Origin of the sequence: Dictyobacter kobayashii (genome assembly GCF_003967555.1) — a bacterium.
Lineage (GTDB): Bacteria > Chloroflexota > Ktedonobacteria > Ktedonobacterales > Ktedonobacteraceae > Dictyobacter > Dictyobacter kobayashii.
On record NZ_BIFS01000001.1, the window covers coordinates 1,692,578 to 1,715,064 of the forward strand.

General features: G+C 49.6%; 19 protein-coding genes. 8 read left to right on the forward strand and 11 right to left on the reverse strand.

Translation table 11 applies throughout. The annotated features are described in order from the left end of the window. Positions 1-196: 196 nt before the first annotated feature. Both EL645_RS07430 and EL645_RS07435 read left to right on the forward strand, forming a co-directional pair. On the forward strand, positions 197-1,747 hold the full coding sequence (locus EL645_RS07430; protein WP_126554075.1) for a protein kinase family protein: 1,551 nt from the start codon (positions 197-199) through the stop codon (positions 1,745-1,747). After that, entirely contained in the window at positions 1,732-2,475 is a 744-nt protein-coding gene (locus tag EL645_RS07435; RefSeq protein ID WP_126549430.1) for a hypothetical protein, read from the forward strand. Before EL645_RS07430 ends, EL645_RS07435 begins: the two co-directional genes overlap by 16 nt. 258 nt (positions 2,476-2,733) lie before the next feature. Here the strand turns inward: EL645_RS07435 and EL645_RS07440 are convergent, their stop codons facing one another. Continuing rightward, positions 2,734-4,104 carry a calcium:cation antiporter gene (locus EL645_RS07440; protein ID WP_126549431.1) on the reverse strand — a complete coding sequence of 457 codons (1,371 nt, stop codon included), beginning with the start codon at positions 4,102-4,104 and terminating at the stop codon, positions 2,734-2,736. 441 nt (positions 4,105-4,545) lie between these two features. Between EL645_RS07440 and EL645_RS07445 the strand changes: the two genes are divergently transcribed. Both EL645_RS07445 and EL645_RS07450 read left to right on the forward strand, forming a co-directional pair. Further along, positions 4,546-5,397 carry a hypothetical protein gene (locus tag EL645_RS07445; RefSeq protein WP_126549432.1) on the forward strand — a complete coding sequence of 284 codons (852 nt, stop codon included), beginning with the start codon at positions 4,546-4,548 and terminating at the stop codon, positions 5,395-5,397. 182 nt (positions 5,398-5,579) lie between these two features. Then, positions 5,580-6,545: an aromatic ring-hydroxylating dioxygenase subunit alpha gene (locus tag EL645_RS07450; protein WP_126549433.1), complete on the forward strand. Its 966-nt coding sequence runs from the start codon at positions 5,580-5,582 to the stop codon at positions 6,543-6,545. 95 nt (positions 6,546-6,640) lie between these two features. On the opposite strand, the gene EL645_RS07455 is transcribed toward EL645_RS07450, so the two are convergent. Next, positions 6,641-7,777 (reverse strand): tetratricopeptide repeat protein, encoded by a 1,137-nt coding sequence (locus tag EL645_RS07455; RefSeq protein WP_126549434.1) that lies wholly within the window; start codon positions 7,775-7,777, stop codon positions 6,641-6,643. A gap of 862 nt (positions 7,778-8,639) precedes the next feature. Between EL645_RS07455 and EL645_RS07460 the strand changes: the two genes are divergently transcribed. Continuing rightward, positions 8,640-9,671, forward strand: a complete 1,032-nt coding sequence (locus EL645_RS07460) for a gluconeogenesis factor YvcK family protein (protein WP_246035308.1) — start codon at positions 8,640-8,642, stop codon at positions 9,669-9,671. A 109-nt stretch (positions 9,672-9,780) separates the two neighbouring features. On the opposite strand, the gene EL645_RS07465 is transcribed toward EL645_RS07460, so the two are convergent. From EL645_RS07465 to EL645_RS07490, 6 genes are all read right to left on the reverse strand, one after another. Continuing rightward, positions 9,781-10,077: a GYD domain-containing protein gene (locus EL645_RS07465; protein ID WP_126549435.1), complete on the reverse strand. Its 297-nt coding sequence runs from the start codon at positions 10,075-10,077 to the stop codon at positions 9,781-9,783. Between the two features lie 121 nt (positions 10,078-10,198). Continuing rightward, positions 10,199-11,506: a gamma-glutamylcyclotransferase family protein gene (locus EL645_RS07470; protein WP_126549436.1), complete on the reverse strand. Its 1,308-nt coding sequence runs from the start codon at positions 11,504-11,506 to the stop codon at positions 10,199-10,201. Next, the gene (locus EL645_RS07475) at positions 11,503-11,796 is read right to left on the reverse strand and encodes a hypothetical protein (RefSeq protein ID WP_126549437.1); all 294 of its coding nucleotides are present in this window, start codon (positions 11,794-11,796) and stop codon (positions 11,503-11,505) included. Before EL645_RS07475 ends, EL645_RS07470 begins: the two co-directional genes overlap by 4 nt. A 182-nt stretch (positions 11,797-11,978) precedes the next feature. Next, the gene (locus EL645_RS07480; RefSeq protein WP_161977201.1) at positions 11,979-12,764 is read right to left on the reverse strand and encodes an aminotransferase-like domain-containing protein; all 786 of its coding nucleotides are present in this window, start codon (positions 12,762-12,764) and stop codon (positions 11,979-11,981) included. 42 nt (positions 12,765-12,806) lie between these two features. Next, positions 12,807-14,021, reverse strand: a complete 1,215-nt coding sequence (locus EL645_RS07485; RefSeq protein WP_246035309.1) for an ISAs1 family transposase — start codon at positions 14,019-14,021, stop codon at positions 12,807-12,809. A 40-nt stretch (positions 14,022-14,061) separates the two neighbouring features. Further along, entirely contained in the window at positions 14,062-14,895 is an 834-nt protein-coding gene (locus EL645_RS07490) for an aminotransferase-like domain-containing protein (RefSeq protein ID WP_161977202.1), read from the reverse strand. Positions 14,896-15,292: 397 nt separating this feature from the next. Here EL645_RS07490 and EL645_RS07495 point away from each other — a divergent pair, with 397 nt between their 5' ends. Both EL645_RS07495 and EL645_RS07500 read left to right on the forward strand, forming a co-directional pair. After that, positions 15,293-16,108 carry an eIF2B alpha/beta/delta subunit family protein gene (locus EL645_RS07495; protein WP_126549440.1) on the forward strand — a complete coding sequence of 272 codons (816 nt, stop codon included), beginning with the start codon at positions 15,293-15,295 and terminating at the stop codon, positions 16,106-16,108. A gap of 219 nt (positions 16,109-16,327) precedes the next feature. Then, the gene (locus tag EL645_RS07500; protein ID WP_126549441.1) at positions 16,328-16,660 is read left to right on the forward strand and encodes a DUF5522 domain-containing protein; all 333 of its coding nucleotides are present in this window, start codon (positions 16,328-16,330) and stop codon (positions 16,658-16,660) included. A gap of 63 nt (positions 16,661-16,723) precedes the next feature. Here EL645_RS07500 and EL645_RS07505 read toward each other — a convergent pair whose 3' ends face one another. The 3 genes from EL645_RS07505 to EL645_RS07515 form a co-directional block, all read right to left on the reverse strand. Further along, on the reverse strand, positions 16,724-17,719 hold the full coding sequence (locus EL645_RS07505; protein ID WP_126549442.1) for a CHAP domain-containing protein: 996 nt from the start codon (positions 17,717-17,719) through the stop codon (positions 16,724-16,726). Positions 17,720-17,944: 225 nt separating this feature from the next. Next, entirely contained in the window at positions 17,945-18,805 is an 861-nt protein-coding gene (locus EL645_RS07510; RefSeq protein WP_126549443.1) for a CHAP domain-containing protein, read from the reverse strand. Positions 18,806-19,491: 686 nt separating this feature from the next. Further along, positions 19,492-20,571 (reverse strand): CHAP domain-containing protein, encoded by a 1,080-nt coding sequence (locus EL645_RS07515; RefSeq protein ID WP_126549444.1) that lies wholly within the window; start codon positions 20,569-20,571, stop codon positions 19,492-19,494. A 455-nt stretch (positions 20,572-21,026) separates the two neighbouring features. Between EL645_RS07515 and EL645_RS07520 the strand changes: the two genes are divergently transcribed. Continuing rightward, positions 21,027-22,325, forward strand: coding sequence for a S53 family peptidase (locus tag EL645_RS07520; protein WP_161977203.1), 1,299 nt, complete (start codon positions 21,027-21,029; stop codon positions 22,323-22,325). Positions 22,326-22,487 lie beyond the last annotated feature (162 nt).

The following is a 22,487-nucleotide window of genomic DNA, read 5'->3' on the forward strand; positions in this document are numbered from 1 at the left end:
GCAGATCAGCATCGTCTCAAAATACCCGTTTCTTACGCTATCCATCCCTCTCTCTAAAAGAGCAGTGATATAACTATGTGCAAGTATAATAATATCATACCTAAACAAACGTCAGGACACAACCCGAGAATACGCCGGGTGTGCTATAATTTGTCGTAAGCATACATAGTTTCATTTAAAAGGGCGTAATTGTGGCATGAGCTTAACACATACATCTCTCGATCAAACTCAACCAGAAATAATACGATGCAAACGTTGTAATGCAGAACTTCCGCCATCGGCAACGTTCTGCAGTCAATGCGGTGAGCGTGTCGAGAAAAATAGCGGCGATAAGTCCTCTCCTAAGCACGCCGACATCACTGATCGTTATCGCATCACTTCATTGCTGCGACGACAACCACCTGCACAGGTCTTACTGGCCCTCGATACCCAACAACAACGCCCGGTCATCATCCATGATATAGACATTAGTACTTTAGACGATGAAAACCGAGCCCAGTCGATTGCAGCGCTACAAGATGAATATGACGTGCTGCGTCGTCAGCGTATTCCAGGGGTAATGCCGCTGGTCGATCTCCGCTACTTCAATGGTCACCTGTACGTCATCTCGGGCTGGCCTTTCGCACTGACCAGAGATGAAAACGGCAATACCAATACCAGACATCCTCTGGTCTCAACCCTGCAAGATGTGCTACAGAGCGGCATCGGCCTACCAGAGGAGCAAACAGCGATCGCCTGGATCTATCGCCTGAGCCGGGCGCTTGAGCAATTGCATCGCGCGGAAATTCTGCTCGGTCAGATCGATCCTCAGACCATTCTGGTCAGCCAGCATGATTATAGTGGAGAACCTCTACTCATTATTTCCTGGATGCCCGATCTACTGCGTGAGCTGATTCCCCAGCCATTGAACCATGCCAATCCGTCTCCGTTTTGCGCGCCAGAAGTACTCCTGGGTGATCTTGAACCCCGTTCGGATATCTATAGCCTGGGCGCCATTCTCTATCTCTTGTTAACCGGTATTACACCCGACGACGCCCATAAACGTCGTCATCGCCCATTGCCATCATTGCGCGACCTGGATTCACACAGCGATAGTACTTTAGATATGGTTGTAATGCAATCACTGGCCATGGAGCGCGAGCTCCGCTATCAGAGTGCCAGCGAGTTTTCTGAGGCTCTCCAGCAATTCTTGCCAAAAACCTCCTCTGGTCGCCAGATGGGACAAAACGAGGCTGTATTCAACAATGGGAAAGAAGCTATATCTATCTCTTCGAACATGGTCGATAATAGAATTGACGAAGATAGTGAGGCAGTGGAAAACGCAGAAGCCGATGATATGACCATTTCGATGATCCCTCTGCAGGCTCGTATGGCCCGGCGCTACTTATCCAGAATCAAAACAAGCAAGTTGGGGCTAACAGAAGCACCAACGGGGGAGGCAATAGTGGAAAAAGGGTCAGCATACCAGAGACAATCGCAGGCGGAAATGGCGGAAGAGCAGACGCACAATCCAACCGACGATGAGCGACAGCCTGATCAACCAGCAACGACACACGATAATGTGGAAAAACCGGTCCAGGAGTCCGTGGAAGCGGAAAGCGTCAAGCCGGCAACCAGCAACGAGGATAGCTTGGATGCAACGCCAGCCGATGAACCCGCAGTTAACACATCAAGTGTTGATCCAGCCATCCAGGCACAAGAAGAGAACCCCCGGTCCAGGATGTCACGCAGATGTCGACAGTGCTGATCAAGAGCGACTCAGTTACAGCTGCTCTGGCTGCTCGCGCCGCCCAGGCCGATCAACCATCCGACAGCGAGCTGACCACGACAGCACAGCAACCAGGCACGGAAGAAAACGACACCCCTGGACACAAAGAGTCCTCTCTTACACATATCAAGGGTTTGATTAGTGGTTCCCTACCTGCATTATCCAAATTACGTATCCCTAAGACCCCATATTTCGGCGGAGACCATGCCGAGACGGGCGAGGGAGACGAATCGCTCCTGAAGCGTGTACAGCGGTTTATCCTGGGCGAGCCCCAGCAGAGCACATCTGCAGCTGCCCTGATTGAGACACCAATGCGTATCCAGCCCAATCAGGGGTATTCTATTCGTGTCAATGTGGTGGGACGCCCCAAGACAAATAGTGATCAGAATAGTGGCGGACTCAGCGCTTTAGGTGAAGGTGAAACGGTCCATATCGAGGTACGTTCCGCTCTCTACCAGAACTATGCCTACATCGTGCAACAAGCTGATGTCAGCATTCCAGCTCCCGGCTATGTCGCCGAGGTGACCATGCCCATGCAGGCACTCAGTAGCGGCCCCAGTGGCAGACGTGAACGCCTGCACATCTTCTTCATGGACAGCAATCGCAGCCGCCCATTATATGAAAAACCTTTTGTCATCGAACTGTTTGTCTCGCACCTCGTACAAAGCGGACGCGAAGGCCATAACGTGCTCTCAATCCCACTATAAAATATGTTTCATCGCTACCTCCATCAGAATGGAATGGCTAACCCGACCTGGGGGCGCTGACGCCCCCTATCTCTTTTTTTATCTTTTATGTAGTGATGCGGCAATCGCACGAACGTGCGATTGCCGCATCACTACATAAAAATTCTGAGCGCCAAAGGCGCGAACAGTCAGGGGCCGCAGGCACAAAAAGTTCGCTCCACAAGCAGCAAAAAAAATTCTTGCATCAATTGACGCAAGAATTTTTTTGCTTCATAACCACTATGCAGGAATAATGGGAGAGTTACCGAACAGGAAAATGGTCCCTCCCATCATGGCATAGAGCAAGATTAACAAAAGACCCTCCAACCAGACCAGCTCACCATCTTTTGTAATCTCACTGAAAAGAAAGGTAGCCAGGGCCAGCACCGCCAGCTCAACCAGGCTAAAAATCAGATCCAGGCGCTGCGGCATAAAAATACTGATCAGCACCAGGATAGGAGCCATCAACAGAGCAATCTGAATCGAAGAGCCAGCCGAGGCGGATAACACCATACCCATACGTTTATCTAACGCCATCGAAATAGTGTTGAAGTACTCTGGCAAACCACCAATCAAAGGAATGAAGACCAGGCCAACAAAGGCAGCATTCCAATGCAACACAGCGGTCATTGGCTCAATAGTTCCCACCAGGATCTCTGAGATAATGGCCACACCAACGGTAGCCAGGGCCAACAATAACAGGCCCCGCCAGAGCGGCGGCTTAGCCTTTTCCTCCTGCTTACCTTTCTCAGCGGCACCCTCCGGGTCAGCTGGATGAGATAAAACTGCTTCCAGGGTAGGAATCTGGCCATCCGCAATCCCGCCAGCCGCTGATTCCACAGCGACCGCCCCGCCTGCCTGTTTTGTCTCATGGGCCACAATCGCATCCACGGTCCCATCAATACGTCGTAATACGCCACTTTTACCTTCTACCGCACTCTGAGCCACATGCTGGCGATATGCAAGCAAGCGTAGGATCGCGGCAGCCGAGCGAGCACCAACCAGCGGCTCCAGCATCGGCTCACTCTCCTCATTGGGTTTATCGCCGATTCTGAATACACTGAAAAGGATTGACGCAATATAGCCAAGCAACAGCATCACGGCAATGAAATCCGAGAGCAACACACCTCGCTCTGCGACCAATGGTTGGTTAGCACGGGTCGCAAAGAGCTCTGCGATCGTTGGTAAAAGGAGCCCTCCAATGGACAGGGCTAGCAACGAGGCATACTGACTGGCAGAACGAGTCTCAAAGCGCAAGCGGCCATGTTTGAAACCACCAATGCAAACCGCGACCCCCAGAACTAACAACACGTTCCCCAGCACAGTACCGATAATGGATGCGCTAACCACATCCACCAGGCCCTTACTGAGCGAGATAATACCGATAATCAATTCTGTCGCATTGCCAAAGGTAGCAAACAATAATCCACCAATGCGTTCACCTGTGTGTTCGGCCACTTCTTCCACAGATTGACCGATCAAGGCGGCCAATGGCACTATACCTAACGCAGCCACCACAAAGAGGATTAGTGGGGGGATATTCAGTGGTAAATACTCAAGCACGACAGCTAAAACGGAAAAGATCAAGAAAAAATACAACCAGCGCGGCATTCAATTCCCTCCAAGTTATCCTGGATATAAAAATCCATACGTTGTATACGCATGCCTGACTGGAAGAGTTACAGTTATTTTGGAATCCAGACTTTGTTCGTCATATTTGTGGTAGCCCTTGCCAAAAGTGGTAACCTTTTGCAATACTCTCAATGGGAGCTTTACTTATTTTTTGATAAATGTCATGTGCTCTTGATCCTGAGCTTCGCGCCTGCGGCGCTCGCCTTGAGTTTATAGAATCTCTCTGTGGAGCGGGTAGATATAGGCGGCACGGCCGCCTATATCTACCCGCTCCACAGAGAGATGAGATTTGGAGATGGACGGTCGCCTGAGAGATCGTAAGATGGGATGGTCGCCTGGGAGCTGAGAGATGGAGGGGTCACGAGGTGAACGCGAGGTTTTAAAGATAAAGTTGCATGTGACGTTGATAAAGGTTTTTATATGAAACGTAGTTTATTAGCCAGGCTGCGCTCGAATGGCCTCTACTATATCATCGGGGGTCTACTTTTACTGTTAGGAATACCACTCTACCAGGTACTCATTCTGGGCCCGACTGGCTTTAGCGCCGCACTCGATGCGACAGGCGTTGGACGCTACACGGCCTATTTAGCCTGGATCAGTACCCATAGCTTGCCCTTTGTGATCTATCGGGTGCTCTTATTATGTGCCTTCTTCCTCTTGATCTCGTTTCCTTTTAATTTGCATCGCATCATTGTGGCACAGGAATTGATGGCACAGCAGGAACGAGAAGAAGAGGAACGTCAGGCGGCAACCGACACTGAAACGACCACAACAGATACAGACGAAGACGCAGAGGAGGAGGAAGATGATGGGCTACCTGAACATCCCTGGCGCGGCAAAGGATTTGTAGTATTGGCTGCCTGGTTGGGCCTGATAGGCTTATCAATTTATCTGCTTGGGGCGGCTGCCAGTACGATCTATTTTATGCTGGTCTCCAATAGCACGGGAGCAGCAATCCAGGGTAGTGTTATCACTATCTCCCCCATACTTTCCTTCATCACCAATGTCGTGGGTACTGGTTTGATTGGGTTAGCCTGCCTCTTCTTTGGGGGCATGATCGCACGCACAGGGAAAAATCTCTGGCCGGGCGCATGGGTAGCATTCGGTTATGCCGGACTCTTTATCGGGGCGATGCTCTGCATCAGTGCAGTGGCTGTAATGAGCGCCGCTGGAAACGGCCAGAGCACCCTGACCACGCTCGCGACCCTCCTCTTCGCCATCTGGATTATCTGGCTGGGCATCATGCTGGTACGCCTGAAACCAGAGCCTTAGCAGCTCAACCATGAGGGCGGGGTAATGACGATAAGATTAATCCCCCTCATGGTTTAAGCGACACTCACCTGCCTGAACGAAAAAAAATAACACTGCCCTCTTCTCACAGCAATAGAAGAGCTTTATAATAAGCCCAAAGGCTAAAGATTGAGAAAATAGCAGCACAAAAGAAAGGGAATTTCATGCTCAATGACCCTGTACTGACGCACGACTGGCATGTCGTCGCTCTGGCCTCGGAACTCCAGGAAGGAAAGACCATGGCGGTCCGCCTGCTGGAAGAAGATCTGGTACTCTGGCGCGTAGGAGAGAAGATCTGCGCCTGGCAGGACCTATGTATACATCGTGGGACGCGGCTCTCACTGGGCAAAGTAGAGAATGAGACACTGGCTTGCCCCTATCACGGCTGGGTCTATAATCGGGATGGACAATGTGTGCGCTATCCAGCCCATCCCAGTCAGCAACCCTCAGAACGTGCGCGAGCCAAAGTCTATCGGGCCCGGGAAAAGTATGGCTGGATCTGGGTTTGTCTGGGTGAACCCGCCAATGATATTCCACTTTTCCCTCAGTGGGATGATAGCAGCTATCGTAAGGTCCACTGCGGGCCTTATACTTACCGGGCCAGCGCACCACGAGCCATTGAGAACTTTCTGGATATTACACATTTCCCTTTTGTACACCAGGCATATCTGGGCGATCCTGAGCATGCCGAGGTCAATGATTACGCTGTGGAAACTCATGAGAATGGGATCACCGCCAGCAATATTACAGTCTGGCAACCTGATCCAGATGGGAGCGGACAGGGAGCAAATGTCTCTTACACCTATCGGGTCTATCGGCCCTTAACAGCAGGCTTTGTTAAATCCTCGGCTGGCCCTCACTTCGCCATGTTCTTTACTATCACACCAGTAGCACTGGATCTCTCACGTGTCTGGGCTTATGTCGCGGTTGATTACAACAACCTGACAGATACAGAGATTCGCGAATATCAGAACCTGATTACGCTACAAGATGTGCCAATCGTTGAATCACAGCGACCCGAATTACTGCCCCTGGATCTACAAGCAGAACTGCATCTACGCTCTGATCGCACTGCTATCGCCTATCGCAAATGGTTAAAGCAATTGGGTTTAAGTTTCGGTACCGCTTGATCGCCATTTGAAAGGATTTCACACAGGATATGAGCACAGTTTGAGCAGACATCTGGCAAACATGCTGGCTCATATCCACGTAAATACATTTTTCTTTATTTTCCATCTTCCCGGGATTGATGCAATACAGCATACCCTGCACGCCAGCATTCGATAGCTTCCGCATCCCGCCCCAACTCTTCAAGCACTTGCGCCCAGCCGCCATAAATCTCCGCCTCATCTGCATAGGCCTGAGTCGCCGCCAGACATGTCTTCGCCTTCTCATACCAGGAAAGGGTCTCTTCTAATAACTTTCGATGCTGGAGCCCACCCTCCAATTGTGCCGCCTCATAGGTCACTTTAGCAATGACATGATACACACGCCCTTGCATATGCACATCATCAGTCTGCTCCATAGTATTTAAGGCCAGCTGGCAGTAACGCCTGGCCTCAGTCAACCGTTTCTCTGCCAGGCGAACTTCAGCCAGGGCAGCACAGTTTAGCATAGCCAGAGTAGGGCCTTGATAGCTGGTGGCAATAGCCAGAGACTCGGTATAATGATCGGAAGACTCGCGATAATTGCCGAGCTGCATGCAGACACGCCCAAGCATATTATGCATCCGAGCCGCCATCTGTTGATCATCGCGGGCCATATACAGGCGTAATGCTTCCTGGCCAGCCGCATATGATTTCAATAGTTCATTGGTACTGCTGTAGACATCACAGAGGCCATAATAAATATCAGGTAGCGCGGTCTCATCGGAGTAATGACTACAGAGACGTATAGCCTCCTCATAATGCTCAAGCGCTGGCGCATATAAGCCACGCATTAAGCATGTCATCGCCAGGTAATAACGCGCATGAATGCGAACAACCGGTAAATGCACTCTCCGGTCATGTAAAACCTTCAAACAGCGTGTAAAATGAAGAGAGGCATCCTCATAAGTTGAAAGATTTACCGCTGCCATTCCCAGGCGCAACAAAGCCATCGCATGGCGCTCTCGCTCCTGTGGCGTCTCCACATCCAGGCGTTCATCCATCCCAGCCAGGAGTGGTGAAAGTGTATTCAGCGCATCTTCCCACTGTTGGCGCTGTACATAACACCAGCCAAGCAGATACGCTACTTCTTGCCGCTGTTTCTCGTTTTCGAGTTGCATCGTAGTCAGCGTTTCTTGGGCCGCTTCATACCTGCCTTCTTCTACCCATAGCCTGGCCCGGTAAAGTAACATCTTGATATCCACATTCTGTGTCACAAGCGCTTTCCTCCCTCACGAAAAATATGAGCAATTATAGCACATTCAACCTCATAGGTATACGTACCACTTATGATGCAATATATTTGTTTAATAAACTGGCCGACAGCCGCGCAGCAAAGCGCCGCTATGTATAATAAACAACCTCCTGTCTATATATTTATCTTATAAATAGACAGAAATTTGTCAGGATTATTAAATTTCATCTTTAGCTTAATTCTGTCAGGATTATGAGAATACAATATATAAAATCTAGTAAATTAGAAGAGGAAATTTTTCTAGCAAGAGGTAAGGAAAAATGGATTTAAAATACAACGGGAGTCTTGCGCCCCCGACACCGCGCCCACAAAGTGTCGAAGAGATTCCCGTTGTCAACAGTATAGCGTAATTCTATTCCTTACACAAGAAGATAGGACTTATGGTAGGATAAATCCTTCAGATGAGAGAAGGAGAATAGTTGATAATCAGATATATTTGCTGCGTAAGTGTACATCATAGTTTATAGGCAGGTATTATTTATTCTGCACTGGCAAGCAGAAGCTGTAGAACAAAAGGTAATGGCAGAGGTTAGAATAGAATAATTCTTGCATGGTGCATACTGTCGTGATAAACTGTCGGAAAGAACAGCAGTTGTCTGGAAAATGATAGATACTGTGATTATCATTTTCGCCGATTGCAAACAATACAAAGCTTGTTTGTTCATCAAACATATGTCGAAAAAATAATAGTACCATACGTATATATATAATGCGTGCCCCAAATATAATTGGAAAAATTTGTGATACGCACTAGAATGATACGTATTTATGTAGAGGAACATATTGTGGATAACGAACCTGAAATCAGCCGAAGGAGAAGCCTAGTGCAGAGGAATTTACGCACAGGAGACCAATTTGCAGGACGCCGTATTGTAACTATCGGCGGAGGATCAGGAACATTTTCACTGCTTTCCCATCTTAAAAAATACCCGTTTAATATCACTGCGGTGGTCAATATGTCAGATAGTGGCGGTAGTTCACGCAGACTCATGGACGAGTTTCGTCGCCAACTGCCATTAGGTGATCTGCGTATGTCGCTGGTCGCGCTGGCACGCAATGGGGCATTGTGGAGAGAAGTATTTATGCACCGTTTTGAGCATGCCGAAAATACGGTTGAGCCAAATACTATCAATGGTGTTGGTGGTCATAGTCTGGGTAACCTGATTCTCAAAGGCCTGCAGGATATCAATAATGAAGATCTATTGCTGGCCATTGAAGATGCACAGGAACTACTGGATACCGCAGGCAACGTAGTACCGGTCACGTTAGCCCAAACAACTATCTGTGCTGACCTGGAAGATGGCAGTACGGTATGCAGTGAAACCGAGATAGATACACGGGGCAAAAAAAATCCTGGCCCGCTTTCACCTATTCAGCGTTTGCGCCTGGTGCCAGAAGATGCGGCCGCCTGTCAGCAAGCGATCCGTGCCATTCGCCGGGCAGACACCATCATCATAGGACCGGGAGACCTCTACACCAGCCTTCTACCTAATTTGCTGGTGCCAGAAGTGGCGCGTGCGGTCCGTGAATCCGATGCGGAGAAGGTCTATATTTGCAACATCATGACAAAGCATGGTGAGACGGACAACTACAAAGCATCGGACTTTGTGAATGTGATTCATCATTATCTGGGAGCGCGGGTAGATCGTGTCTTACTCAATGATGGTACGTTCCCACCAGATGTATTAAAGACCTATCAAGATGAGGGCAGTGAGCCAGTGCAAATTGATCGGCCTCAGTTGGAGCGTATGGTGCCAGGGGTGGTCATCGATCGGCTCAATTTAGAGGGTGATTCGCTGGCCCGCCATGATCCTGAGCGCGTTGTACACGCCATTTTCGATATGTCAATCGACTAGTGCTCAAAAAGTAAGCTTTTCCTGCTGTGGCGCGACCGATGTGCATCGTTTACACCACAGCAAGAAAAGGACACAGACGCGCATGTGCCCGCTCGCAAGCTACATCTTCTTAAAAGTCCAGCCCATGAGCGATTGCTTCAAACTCTTCGCGCGGAAAAGCCCTCATCGTCTGAATACGTAAACTACCATGGGACAACGTCTTCAGAATCACATGGGCCGCAGTCTGGTCATCAGGCGCTTCGGTCACCACAATGTAGTCATATTGTCCCATCACCAGGTAAAATCCGAGGAGTTTCCCTCCCACCTCGCTTAATGCCGCCTCAAAAGCCTGCAAGCGCTCGGGAGCATTCTTGGCCTCATTTACTCCCTGTTCTGATAGATTCATTAAACTGATGTAGGTTGGCATAGACCCTCCCCAACATAAATGAGTAGTTTTCCACCTTAGATGTACCACATTTAGAGTGACTACCAAAAAGGGGCTATATTAAACGTCCCCTTAAACATAAAATATACCGCTGCTGTAGTATTTATGAGCGTCGAAAAAAGACGCGTCCTTCGCACAAACCAGCCAGGGCACCAACCAGAGAGAAAAAGGCAATATTGCGACTCATGCTTTCGCTCCAGGAAAACATGCCACTGGTCAACAAAATATAGCTTAAAATCGCCAGTACGGCCCCAATAAATGGACGTGTAAACCAGGTTATAATGATAAAAGTAGGTGGACGATCTAATTGTAATCGGCCCAGGGTGACAATGCAGCTAATGCAGCCTCCCAGGAGCCCATACATCATCACCAGCCAGGGTACACCCAGAGGAGAAAAATTATGATTAAAGATCCCATTAGCCAGGCCCAGGCCTTGAATAATCGCCACAATCAACACAATTAAAAGCAAAGAGACCAGATAGAGGGCAAAAGTGATCAGCCAGCGCTGCGTCTGGTGTGCTGACTGCGACATAAACGAACGCGGAATCAAATCCGCCGATGGCAAGAGGTGCTCTCTAAAAGCTGGCAGAGGCTCTGTATTATGTTCATTGGAGGTCACAGCTTCATTGGAAGGCACCGGCCTGATACCAGATGGCATTTGCGCTGAACGTATCTCTGAAACCTGGGCAGAATGCAGACCAGCTACCTGTGATGAATGAGACATATACTGACCAAGTGCACTATTGTGCAGGGTACTCTCTTCTGAAGAACTGTTAATAGCGCTGATACTTCTTGAGCGCTGACCCACAAAGTGTTCTCTCAATGCTTGTTCACCTTCCGGACTCAAACGCTGTTCCAGGCTCTCGATGTAGCGCTCGGGAAATTTATGTTTCCTGGCAATCGTAGCCAGGCGCTGCATAAAAGCAGGGTCACCAGCTCCTTGCTCAGCCAATGAAAAATGCAACTGCTGATATGCGATATCGGTTGCAACATAGGCAGTACTTGTGATCTCACGTTCCCGATAGGTCTCATATACCACAACCTGGACTCCCTTAAAAAAATTTTGTGGTGTAATCGCGGCATGAATAGTATCCAGCAGGGATGGATCATTTTCGTTCGGTTCAGAGACACGCCGCGGAATGCGATATAATACCCCCCACACTTCAGCATCGGAATCCAGGCTGGGGCTGATCGCTACAATTGTGGGTCCGGTACTGCCATGGATGCGCTGGGCACCAACGACCAATGAATAACCTTTAAGGACGGCTGGCCCATATAGGAGGGCCAGGCCATCCAGGCGTTCGGGACTATTTAAGATCGCGGCATCCATCTCCAGCCCATATTCAAACAACCAGATAAACTCCTGGGCCTCATCTGAAGGTTTAGGATGTTCTGTGTTGGATGGCGTCACAGCCTTCTCTGACTCGCGCTCACCAATCTCTTCAGGTAAAGGAGGAGCAGATGGTGCTTTGGCCGGGAAAGGCGGAATAGGTGCTGAGTCCGATTGATTGCCAGCCGGATACTGCCCCCCGAAGAGACCATCATCTCATAGGAGAGCGGGCGAGGGGTATTGCTACGCACAATGGGTACACCCGGCACGACCTCAACGCGCGACTGCTCTTTTTGTTCCGCGGATGTTGATGGGGTCCCCTCATTGGGTTCTTGTGGTCCATCTGATTTCTTTTGCTGCTTATGCTCCATCTTGATTGCAAACTCCTTCCATTCACATGCCCACCAGTTCAATCAAAAATACAGCTTCTATCATGCTAAGATACTCATAATGCCCGTGTCTACCAAATCAATAGGACTAATGGGGCAGAGAATCGGCAAGCGACTCAAATGGTCAAGAGGTAGAAATATATGCGCTTATCAGGATCGAAGAGTCAAACTACTGGTAGTCGTTCAATGGGGAGATCTCGCTCGTCTGAATGCGTTCTACGGGCCATCAAACGTCTCATCGCAATACCGATACGGCGCACACCCTCCGTGATATGTTTCTCTTCAGGAGATGCAAAACTCAAACGGATATAATGATGTCCTCCGCCATCCACATGAAACAATTCGCCACTGACAAATGCTACCCGCTCATGGGCGGCTTCGCGCAACAAATGCCGTGCCCGCATATCTCCAGGCAGGCGATACCAGAGATGCATCCCACCTGCGGGTGGATAGACACGTCCACCGGCGGGCCAGTAACGCTCAATTGCGTCTAACATCAAAGTCAATTTATGTTGATAACACTGGCGAGCCCGCAATAGATGCTCATTTAGGAGATCGCGCTGCATCAATTCGGCTATAATCCACTGCCCGATAGCATTGGTATTGAGATCAAAGGTTTGTTTATATAGACCCATGCGCTCAATAACCGGTTCGGGCGCGACCAGCCAGGCCACACGCAGCCCTGGAGCCAGCATCTTCGAATAGGTACTTAAATACAGCACATTTCCATAGGTATCCAATGCCTTGAGCGGCTGAGGAGCCTCTTCCCCGAAGTAGATTTCGCCATAAGCGTCATCTTCAACGATAGGCACCTGGTAGCGCTTCGCCAGTTGTAACAAGCGGCGGCGGCGCTCCAATGACATCACGACGCCGGTAGGATTTTGGAAAGTCGGCAACGTATAGATAAAGCGCGGCTGGCGGCGGGCCAGAATTGCCTCCAGCAGATCCACACGCATCCCTTCACTATCAGTAGGAACAGGGCTTCGCAAAAGTCAGAGTAACCAAGCAAGGGCCTCCTCTGGGTGAGATGCAAATCGCCGGATTTGACGAGCCACATTGGAAACCTGATGCATATCCATCAAGGAGAGCACGAGCGAGTTGAGTACGGCAAGCATTTGAGCGACAGGAGGAACGCGAACGCCACATCGGTCTTCTCCCAACGTCACATCACGGCGCCCATGGAGACGATTTTCCACCGCCCAGTGGTCGCGGATGAGGCGGAAAAGCCGCTGGATCGAACACTGTTCTCGGCTCAAGGTCGTCAATCCGTACACGACCTCTACGCTCCTTTTCTCTGCCGTCTTGCGTTCCCGTTGTAATCGAAAGACCTGCCCAACTTCTCCCCATTCTCGATCCAGAAACTCGTTGAGGTCCGGTGAGGTGAGCAGGTGGCGCCGCTCCAGTCGGCCATGACCTTTTTCGACCTGTTCATAGGAGTGCCAGGTGCTTCGATCAGCGTGTGGATCTTCGAAAAAGAGTTCCAGATCCTCTCGAGTCACGGGCGTATTGTCTTTGATGATCAGAATCACCTCTCCTCCTGCCCGTTTTACCATGCGTCCAAACGCATGATAACTTTGAGCAGCATCGACGGTGAAAATGCGCCCTTTGCAGAGCACTTCGGTCAACAGCGGCTTGAGGGCACTGACTTCATTCTGCTTGTCGGCAATTGGACACTGATGCAAGACAATTCCTGTTTGCACTTCATACACATGCAACACATGCCTCTGCGGCTTTTCTCCTCCATAGCTCTGCTGACCGGTTCCCCGCAACACTTTGCCATCAATGGCCACATGAACAGCGCGCTGCTCTGCCAGCATCGCGAGACGACTGGGTTCGTCACCACATCGGCTTTCTGCCTCCTGCCGTAGCAACCAATCTCGAAATCGTTCATTGATCTGCTGGCTCTCCAACCGAGCGAGCGCATATTTGTACGTATTGGCACACGGCATACGCTTCCACTTCACGTTCAACTGCTCGCGCAGCCTCTCTCCTTGGTCTCGCGCCCAATCGCTGGCTCCCAACAGGCTTTTCATCCCAGCCAGTTTGGCCAGGATCAGCACGATGAGCACGTCCGCTAACGCATATTGCTTCCCTCGGGCTGCCCGCTGATCAGGGATCTGCGCACAGATGTCGTACAACGAACGCAGATGCGATGGGCTTACTTCTTGAATGGTCTTGCTTTCCGTTTTCAGTGTGCTATATTCCATGCAGAGTCTTTCCTCGAATGACCTTGATTTTTTTTTCATTCTACTGGATTGACTCTTCTTTTTCACCTCCCCCGGACTTTTGCGAAGCCCTGTCAGTAGGAATACCAATAATGCGCGCGCCCAATGCCCGGAACATCTGAATGGCCCCCAGGTACGTTGGCACCTCTACCACCACTTCATCGCCTGGAGAGAGCAGGAAACGCCCCAGCAAGCCCAGACCCTGAGTAGAGCCAGAAAGGATCAGAATATTCTGTACATCCACCTGCACACCCCGTTTACGCATCCTGGCAGCAATGCTACGCCGCAGACTCAGCAGACCATCCACAGGACAATAACCCAGTGCGTTCAGCCGGGCTTCGGGCAAGCTATCCATTATAATTGACTGAATCAGCTCAGCTGGCAACATATCGGATGGAGGAGTTCCCTGGGCCAGCGAGATAGTCTCCTCTTGCTCCTTAAGCGAAGTCAATTCATTCAATACCCGGGCATCGGGTCCCAGCAAAGCGCCTTCATTGGCTGCCAGGCCCAACAACCAGGAGGGGGTCGTCTGATCAAAATAATCCTCTTCAGGCCGAAAAGAGCTGCGCTTCACTAACGTCCCTCGCCCAACATGTCCCTCGATCAAGCCTTCAGAGGACAGCTCATTATAGGCATTCATAATGGTCGTGCGATTTACACCTAGCTCCTGTGCCAGAGAGCGCTCAGGCGGAAGTCGAGTCCCTTCTGGCAATTCTCCCGAAAGAATGGCCTCGCGCAGCCCCTGGCTGATTTGCCGATACAAGGGGGTACCATTTGAACGCTCAAGGTGGATAAACGAACGGATGGATGCCATAAATAAAGGTAATGGCTGATAATGTGGTCGGGCTTGTCCCATATATTCCTCCCAATTGGCTCCTGATATCACACAGTGTAACCAATCCAATCGACAACCCACAAGAGCCAATTGAGGGTAACGTCCACCCGACCAATTGTAGAACATGAGTAGAAGGGCAAGCTATAGAGTGCCTTGTGACCCCATTTTCACGTATAGTAAAGGCAGTGGCAACTGGAGAAAAGCGATGCGGTTTAGTCGGGAGTATCCAGGGGGCTGGAGGTTATGCTACACTAAACCACATCGTCTAGCCAATGGAAAGACGAATTAAGGGAACAGATTATTAAAAACAATTGTGGCTGGCTGCACTCAATCTGATGGGCACAACTAGCAACTATTGAACGCTCTATCATTAGAGAATTTTTCCATTTGTCGTCTCCTGAGAGTAAAATAATTGCATATGGAAACTGTAGAACAACGTATTCAGCAAGTATGTGCAGATCGAGAACATGGCTCACGCTGGCTGGTCAAGGAAGCCATTACCATTCTCCGCGATCTCGCCCAGGATCAACAACGTTCAGAAGCTGATCGCTTGCGCTTATTAGCCTCCAGTGCCAGAGAACTGGCGCAAGCGAGGCCGGCCATGGAGGCCCTCTCCAGCGCAGTCGGGCGCGTGATCCAGGTACATGAAGAAGGGCTAGCAGCCATGGGTCAGGCAGCCCAACAACTATTGACCGACTATGAGTCAGCTACCGAGCGCCTGGCTGAACATGCCCGCCCATATCTACGAGGACACTTGATGACCTGTAGCATCTCTGGGACGGTTCTGGAGGTCCTGGTAGCGCTACGCGAGCAGATCGAACATGTTACGGTTCTGGAGGGTCGTCCACGTTACGAGGGACGTGCCATGGCCCAGGCATTGCACGAAAAAGGCTTGCCTGTAACGATCATTACCGATGCCCAGGCTGACATCTTTTTGCCACAGTGCCAGGCCGTGGTTGTAGGGGCCGATAGCATCCTGGTGAACGGCGATATCCTGAATAAGGCAGGCACTGCCCTGTTAGCCTGGGCCGCCCATGGGCATGGTGTGCCATTTTATGTGTTAAGCGAGACCCTCAAAATTTCACCTAAACGCTGGTACGAGCACGATCCAGCTCGTATCAACAGTAATCTGGCCTTATTGGAAGAAAAAGAGGCTGAGGAGGTCTTTAAGGACGCCCCTGCTGGTATCAAGGTGCGTAATTTCTATTTTGATCATACCCTTATCGCCTGTTAACGCATGTGATTACAGAGAATGGGATTCTAGAGCGCAGAGGTATTCGGGAGATTGCCGTCACAACACGGGCCAACGAACGCCTGCTAGCAAAATGGCAAAAATAAGGACAAGCAAGCTTGCCTTGATTAGTTTTTTTCAGTTACAATACTCACAATGTGAAGCATTCTCAGCATAACTGTGCCAGCAAACCTTGTAGAGGGTACAGGGAAAGGTCTAACCATGTATTCGAGGAAGGAAGAAGGGGATTGGGAGGTAACAGCTAATGGATTATACGTGGCAACACGTGGCTATCTTATCCGTCGAGGTTTCTGTTGTTCCAATAAATGTCGGAATTGTCCCTATATCAACTGGCGCAACAATCCCCACTGGCAGCCGCTTCCAGCCGAATGCATCAAACGCGCACGCGTCTCACCCAAATCAACCTGTGCCGCCCAGACCTTACTGGCCCACCACGAACAAGAACTCCAACATTGCCAACCTGCAGAAAAAGCCAGGCACCAGGAAATGGTCGCCCACTATACCCGGCTCCTGGAACAATGGGGCATAAAATAAAAAAATGAGAGAAGACAAATTATGATTCGTCTTCTCTTATAGATTAATGTAAACTAGTTCAATTTATGAATGCCAGACGAACGAGACGCCTGGACCAGGGGTGTAGTTATTCCAGGAAAATACTCCCCAACCAACCACATTCCAATTGGTGGTGGCAACCGAACCGTCGGAATTTATTTTCTCAACCACAGCTACGTGACCAGCCCAGCCAGCGTACTGTGTGCCCGGCTGCAACACGATTATCGAGGGCACATGCGGCTGAGAAGAAACATTCCATCCATAGGCACTGGCATTCGCCGCCCAGGCAGAAGCATTTCCGGTCCAGGGAACCGCGTAACCGGTCAAATGATGATATTCATAATCAGCCCAATAAGTACACTGTCCGGCAGTAAACGGATTGTTAAAACTGCTATCAGCAATCGTGCCAGTGCTGGATGAGATGCCCCCGGTCGTACCAGTCGAAGTTGAGCCTGTTGACTGCTGCGAGTTATTTGTTTGGGCCGTGGTCTGCGATCCATCGGGCAGCGTAAAATTATTCTGTACACCAGCCCAGCTATATTTACCACCAGCTCCATTATATTCAAATCCATCCTGCGTCACCGCCGTGGCCGTGGCCGCCTGGGCCGCGATCAAAGCCGTATTGTTCTGTCTGGATGTAACCATATTAGAACCTGGCTGAAATAATTTTCCCCAGCCATTCGCCGAACCGGAACCCACCGGGATCACCGCAGCCAGAGCACCAATCACAACCGCCATGAGCACGATTGTGGCTCCTACATTGATGACAGCCCTTCTTCCCTTGGGAGGACGCAATGTGCCGGAACTCTTTTTAGCAGTCGCAGGAATCAAGACAGGCCCGCGTTGAGGGGAAGTAAGTTCCTTTTTCGCATTGGAAACTGTCACTGGCTTCAATTCCCCCGTCTGCTTCTCCTTCACCACCATTGGCAATTGCTCACCAGGGGCCTGGGATGTTGCGACACCGCCCATAGGCTGGACAGGAGCGTCAAAATCCAGTTGTTCTACGTCAGATGACGTAGCAGTGTGTTCATTCGAAAACATGTATACTTCCTTCAATTGGATAGAAACATCTGTTAAGAGCCGCAATCAGTTGCGCGTCTCTAGACTTCCGCCCACAATTTATCTAATTATGCCTATCTGCGTCAATTTATTGACACTTATTAGGACTATGGGCCTATCCAGTTTTTACTTTTTTCTCAATAGAGGCTGTACAAAAAGTAAAATGGAGATAGAGTATTTCTATCTCCATTCATCTGCAAATATCGATTAACTGGGATACCAGACAAAGGTGACGCCAGCACCTGGATAGAACGTTACCCAGGTTGTAATTCCCCAATTGCCGTTCCAGTTCCAGTTACTGGTTGAAACACCGTTATAGGGATTTGACACACCCGTCTCAACAACCGCTACGTGACCATAGGCGCCAGCACCCTGTGTATATGGGGCCAGCACAATGATCGATGGTCCATTGGGATTAGGAACTGAAGAGGTCTTCCAGCCATAAGCAGGAGCCTGGTAGGCCCAGTCACCAGCATTGCCGAGCCAGGGGACCCAGTGACCGGTCAATTGATGATAGCGCATATTGGCCCAGTAAGTACATTGGCCATAAAAGAAGCGACTTAAGCTACCTTGATCTGAAGCAGGAATATTGGAAGTAATGGTGGTAGGGGCAGTTTGTACACCAGCATATACCTGGTTACCGGCATCAAAACCGTCCTGGGTCACAGCAGTAGCTGTGGCGGCCTGGGCTGCAATCAATGCAGTATCATTGGGGTGGGAAGTCTTCATATCTGAACTGGGATTAAATATCTTTGCCAGGCTCCCACTTGCCTGACCATTACCCGCGGGTAAAACGGCGGCCAACGCGCCAAATAAGATTGCAATGAGGACAACGGCAACACCGATATGTACTACTGCGCGCCTTCCCTTAGGAGGACGCAACATACCCGAACTTTTCTTACCGGTGCCAGGAATGAGTACTGGTTCACGCAGGGACCTGGTAGTATCTTTTGCTGTACCAGGAATCATAGCTGTATTTAAAGGCATCGGAACCAGCGGAGACTGCGCATCGCCTGGGGCAGGCATCGGAGTATTTGGGTCAGGAAAGCTCTCCTGCTCCATCAACATGCTCGGAGCGCCTCCCCCATCTGCGCAAAAGAGGTAACGCCATTGGGTTGTTCATTATCGGCATTACGAGAACGATCACGAAATAACATATACATTACCTTCAGTCTTACAAAGGTGCATCAAAGATGACGCTCCAGATCGATTTTTTCAAATACTCAACCTGACTTTACCTAAGTGGTGGTGATTCAGTCAATTAATCAGACTTTTTGTAGGACTATATAACTATCATGTATTTGAATATAAAGATTTTTAATATGGCAGAATGCCTCTCTTGCCGGGTATCAAGAGGGGTATTTGCTTAGAGGTTAAAATAATTTTTGCTCCCTTTGGGGCATTCAGAGTCCCTCTTGTTTCCTCGGCAATTAGCGAAGGGTTGTTAAATGCGGCATTTCCCATTGCCATGGGATGTGTGTCGCTCCTGTGCGGACGTGCGCTGGCGCGCCCGAACCTGTTTTATGATGTAGTGTGGAAAATGTGCGCTGCACATTTTCCACACTACATCATAAAACAATTATAAGCTTTACAAGCACAAAAGCTCATATACAATTTATTCTGTAGCGCAAACAGTGCGCCGGGCGCACTGTTTGCGCTACAGAATAAATTAAAAGTCTCGGGCGCGCCAGCGCACGTCTGTATGGGAGCGACATACATTCCATGGTAATGAGAGGCTGAAACTATCTTAAGAACTAGTCAGGATACCAGATAAAGCTGATGCCTCGGCCGGGATAGAATGTGCGCCAGGATAGGGTGGCCCAGGCACCATTCCAGTTCCAATTACTGGTCAAGACACTTCCATCCCCATTCACTCTCTCGACAACCGCTACGTGTCCATAAGCACCAGCTCCCTGAGCATAGGGACCAAAAACTATGATCGATTTGCCTTGCGGGTTGGGAGTATCAGAAATGGTCCAGCCATAAGCGGGTGCCTGGTAGGCCCATTGATAGGCATTACCCAGCCAGGGTATCCAGTGGCCGGTAGCCTGATGGTAGCGCATATTGGCCCAATAGGTACACTGGCCATAAAAGAACTGGCTCAGTCGGCCATAATCAGCAGCGGGAATGTGGGCATCCAGAGGGGCCGCTTTAACACCGGCATAAACACGACCACCTCCTGGATCATAACCATCGATGGTAACCGCAGTCGCTGTAGCTACCTGGGCCGTGATCAAGGCAGTATCGTTTGTGCGTACCGAGGTGATATGAAAATTAAAAGGGAGGCTACTATTCATATGACCGCTGTTATCCACGGGGACCAGAGCCATAGTTACTCCCAGAGCAATAAATAATAGTAAAAAACTAAGGGCGCCATGCACAACTAAGCGCCTACCGCGCAACGGAGACCCAACAGCTAGCGATTTTTTGGTCCTCTTTCCAGGAATAATTAGAGGCGAGGGAACAATCGCATTGGGCCTTGCAGGCGTGACAGTCTTTTCTGTTTTCTGCTCAACCAGTAACTGTTGTGGATAGCTACCCATACGCTCGCCGGGAGGTACCAGCGGCGCCGCAGACATTGGAGAGATCTGTCGCTCTCCCGGCGGCACAAGATGAAAAGTACCATTGGCAGGAGAAATATATTCACCCGCGGTTATCGGTGGGAAAAGAGGTGGAGTGTGGACTACATCATAAGATAAAAATTGCATGTTCTCAGGAAAAGGCAACTGCTCAATCGGAATATTATGTGGAGTAGCTTCATTTACAAGGGGAGCTATACGGCTACGCTGCCGATAGAGATTTTGACGCTTACGATAACGCTCGGAAGACAACATACGTAATACCTTCACAATTCAGCTGAGCTGCACTACGACAATACGACCCGACACCAGATGTACTCAACTCATAAGCATAACTGTACCACGCAATGTTAGAAGATCAAATATACTCTTTTTCCATAGGAAAATACTCCTACAGCATAAATTATTAAAAATGGATATTGGATGGCTTTAAGCTATATAATAACTTTTCTATTTTACGCACGATTTATTTGATTATATCCATTACATATTTCGCGGAACGAGCACATATTGCCTTTAATACTCTAATTTCATGTTTAATGAGTTACCTGTTTGCTGTCAACCAACCATCATCCATGGTAGTATATGGTAACATTCATAGTACATGTGATTGATCTGGCCGCTCAGCAATAAAGGCACAAGTTTGCTTATTTACATTGCACCTGCCAGCATCTATTGACCTCCACAAAATAATGCAATTAGGAGCTAAGATGAAACGCACGACCCTGCGTCTTTTTTTCTCTTTGTTCTCTATGGTCCTGCTGCTGGCTGCCTGCAGCCCACAATCAGCATTAGGGGATGGAGTACAGCCCACTCCAACCCCGGCGACAGGCACTACTTCTATAGAGACCTGCCCTGCCAGCATCAGACAATTACCAACCTGCCTCACCCCTAAAGCGATGCGCCAGGCTTATGGCATTCAATCGCTATACCAGAAAGGCTATACTGGCAAAGGCCAGACTGTAATCGATATCGTGTCCTTTGGTAGTCCAACGATCCAACAAGATATGCAGGTATTTGATCAGACATTCAACCTTCCTCCCGTCAATCTACAGGTCATTGCTCCACTCAATGTCCCAGAGTATGATCCCAACCATGACAAAGCCGGTTGGGCCGGAGAAACCACGCTAGATGTACAGATCATCCATGCCCTGGCCCCGGATGCCAAAATAGTGCTACTGGTGAGTCCTGTGGCTGAAATTGAAGGGGTCACCGGACTACCTGAATTTCGCCAGCTAGAACAGTATGCGATCGACAACAAACTCGGCAATATTGTCTCCCATAGCTGGGGTGCTTCAGAATTAACGTTTAAGGATGCGCAGGGGCAGGCCGAGCTAAAAGCCTGGGATCAACTGCTGGAGAAAGGGACCACACAGCAAGGTATGACCTATTTCTCTTCCTCTGGCGATAATGGCGCGACGGATTATGCGGATATGCAAGGCAAAAAAATCGCCAATGTAGCTACCACCAGTTTCGCAGCTTCTTCTCCCTGGGTTACCAGTGTGGGTGGCACCAATCTGGTTAATAATAATGGCGTTTTCAAAGAGCAGGCCTGGAGCGGCAGTGGTGGCGGCTTCAGCCAATTCTATAGCATACCTTCTTATCAGCAACTGCTTCCACCAGCCACCCAGGAACAATTTAAAAATCGCCGTGGCGTGCCCGACGTCTCAGCGGTAGCCGATCCTTTCACCGGCATGGCTGTCTATATCAGTGGTAACTGGACGCAAGCCGGTGGAACCAGCGCCAGCGCGCCCGTATGGAGCGCCATTATGGCCATCGCCAATCAAATGGCTGGCCGACCGCTAGGATTTATCAATCCGGCCCTCTATAAAATCGCGACTTCAAGTGACTATCAACAAGCTTTCCGTGATATCACGCAAGGCAATAATGATAACCTGACCGCCAAAGTCAAAGGTTATTCCGCAACAACAGGTTGGGATGCTGTGACTGGCCTTGGAACACCTAATGCCGCGTACCTCATACCAGCCCTGATCAAAGAAATAAAGTAAAACCACAGCCATCCAACTGTCTGGCCATCCTGGGGGCGCTGACGCCCCTATCTTTTTTCTCTTTTATGCATTGATGTAACAAATGCAAGTAAATGCATTTTTTACATCAATGCATAAAAATTTTGAGCGCTGTAAGCGTGAACCGTCAGGGGCCGTGCCACA

Bases quoted from the DNA above. Each gene is read 5' to 3' on its own strand.
- EL645_RS07505 (WP_126549442.1), bottom strand. From the start codon at position 17,719: ATGTTTTCGAATGAACACACTGCTACGTCATCTGACGTAGAACAACTG.
- EL645_RS07510 (WP_126549443.1), bottom strand. From the start codon at position 18,805: ATGTTGATGGAGCAGGAGAGCTTTCCTGACCCAAATACTCCGATGCCT.
- EL645_RS07515 (WP_126549444.1), bottom strand. From the start codon at position 20,571: ATGTTGTCTTCCGAGCGTTATCGTAAGCGTCAAAATCTCTATCGGCAG.
- EL645_RS07445 (WP_126549432.1), top strand. From the start codon at position 4,546: ATGAAACGTAGTTTATTAGCCAGGCTGCGCTCGAATGGCCTCTACTAT.
- EL645_RS07485 (WP_246035309.1), bottom strand. From the start codon at position 14,021: ATGGAATATAGCACACTGAAAACGGAAAGCAAGACCATTCAAGAAGTA.
- EL645_RS07440 (WP_126549431.1), bottom strand. From the start codon at position 4,104: ATGCCGCGCTGGTTGTATTTTTTCTTGATCTTTTCCGTTTTAGCTGTC.
- EL645_RS07435 (WP_126549430.1), top strand. From the start codon at position 1,732: ATGTCGACAGTGCTGATCAAGAGCGACTCAGTTACAGCTGCTCTGGCT.
- EL645_RS07465 (WP_126549435.1), bottom strand. From the start codon at position 10,077: ATGCCAACCTACATCAGTTTAATGAATCTATCAGAACAGGGAGTAAAT.
- EL645_RS07475 (WP_126549437.1), bottom strand. From the start codon at position 11,796: ATGGAGCATAAGCAGCAAAAGAAATCAGATGGACCACAAGAACCCAAT.
- EL645_RS07520 (WP_161977203.1), top strand. From the start codon at position 21,027: ATGAAACGCACGACCCTGCGTCTTTTTTTCTCTTTGTTCTCTATGGTC.
- EL645_RS07450 (WP_126549433.1), top strand. From the start codon at position 5,580: ATGCTCAATGACCCTGTACTGACGCACGACTGGCATGTCGTCGCTCTG.
- EL645_RS07490 (WP_161977202.1), bottom strand. From the start codon at position 14,895: ATGGGACAAGCCCGACCACATTATCAGCCATTACCTTTATTTATGGCA.
- EL645_RS07430 (WP_126554075.1), top strand. From the start codon at position 197: ATGAGCTTAACACATACATCTCTCGATCAAACTCAACCAGAAATAATA.
- EL645_RS07500 (WP_126549441.1), top strand. From the start codon at position 16,328: ATGTATTCGAGGAAGGAAGAAGGGGATTGGGAGGTAACAGCTAATGGA.
- EL645_RS07495 (WP_126549440.1), top strand. From the start codon at position 15,293: ATGGAAACTGTAGAACAACGTATTCAGCAAGTATGTGCAGATCGAGAA.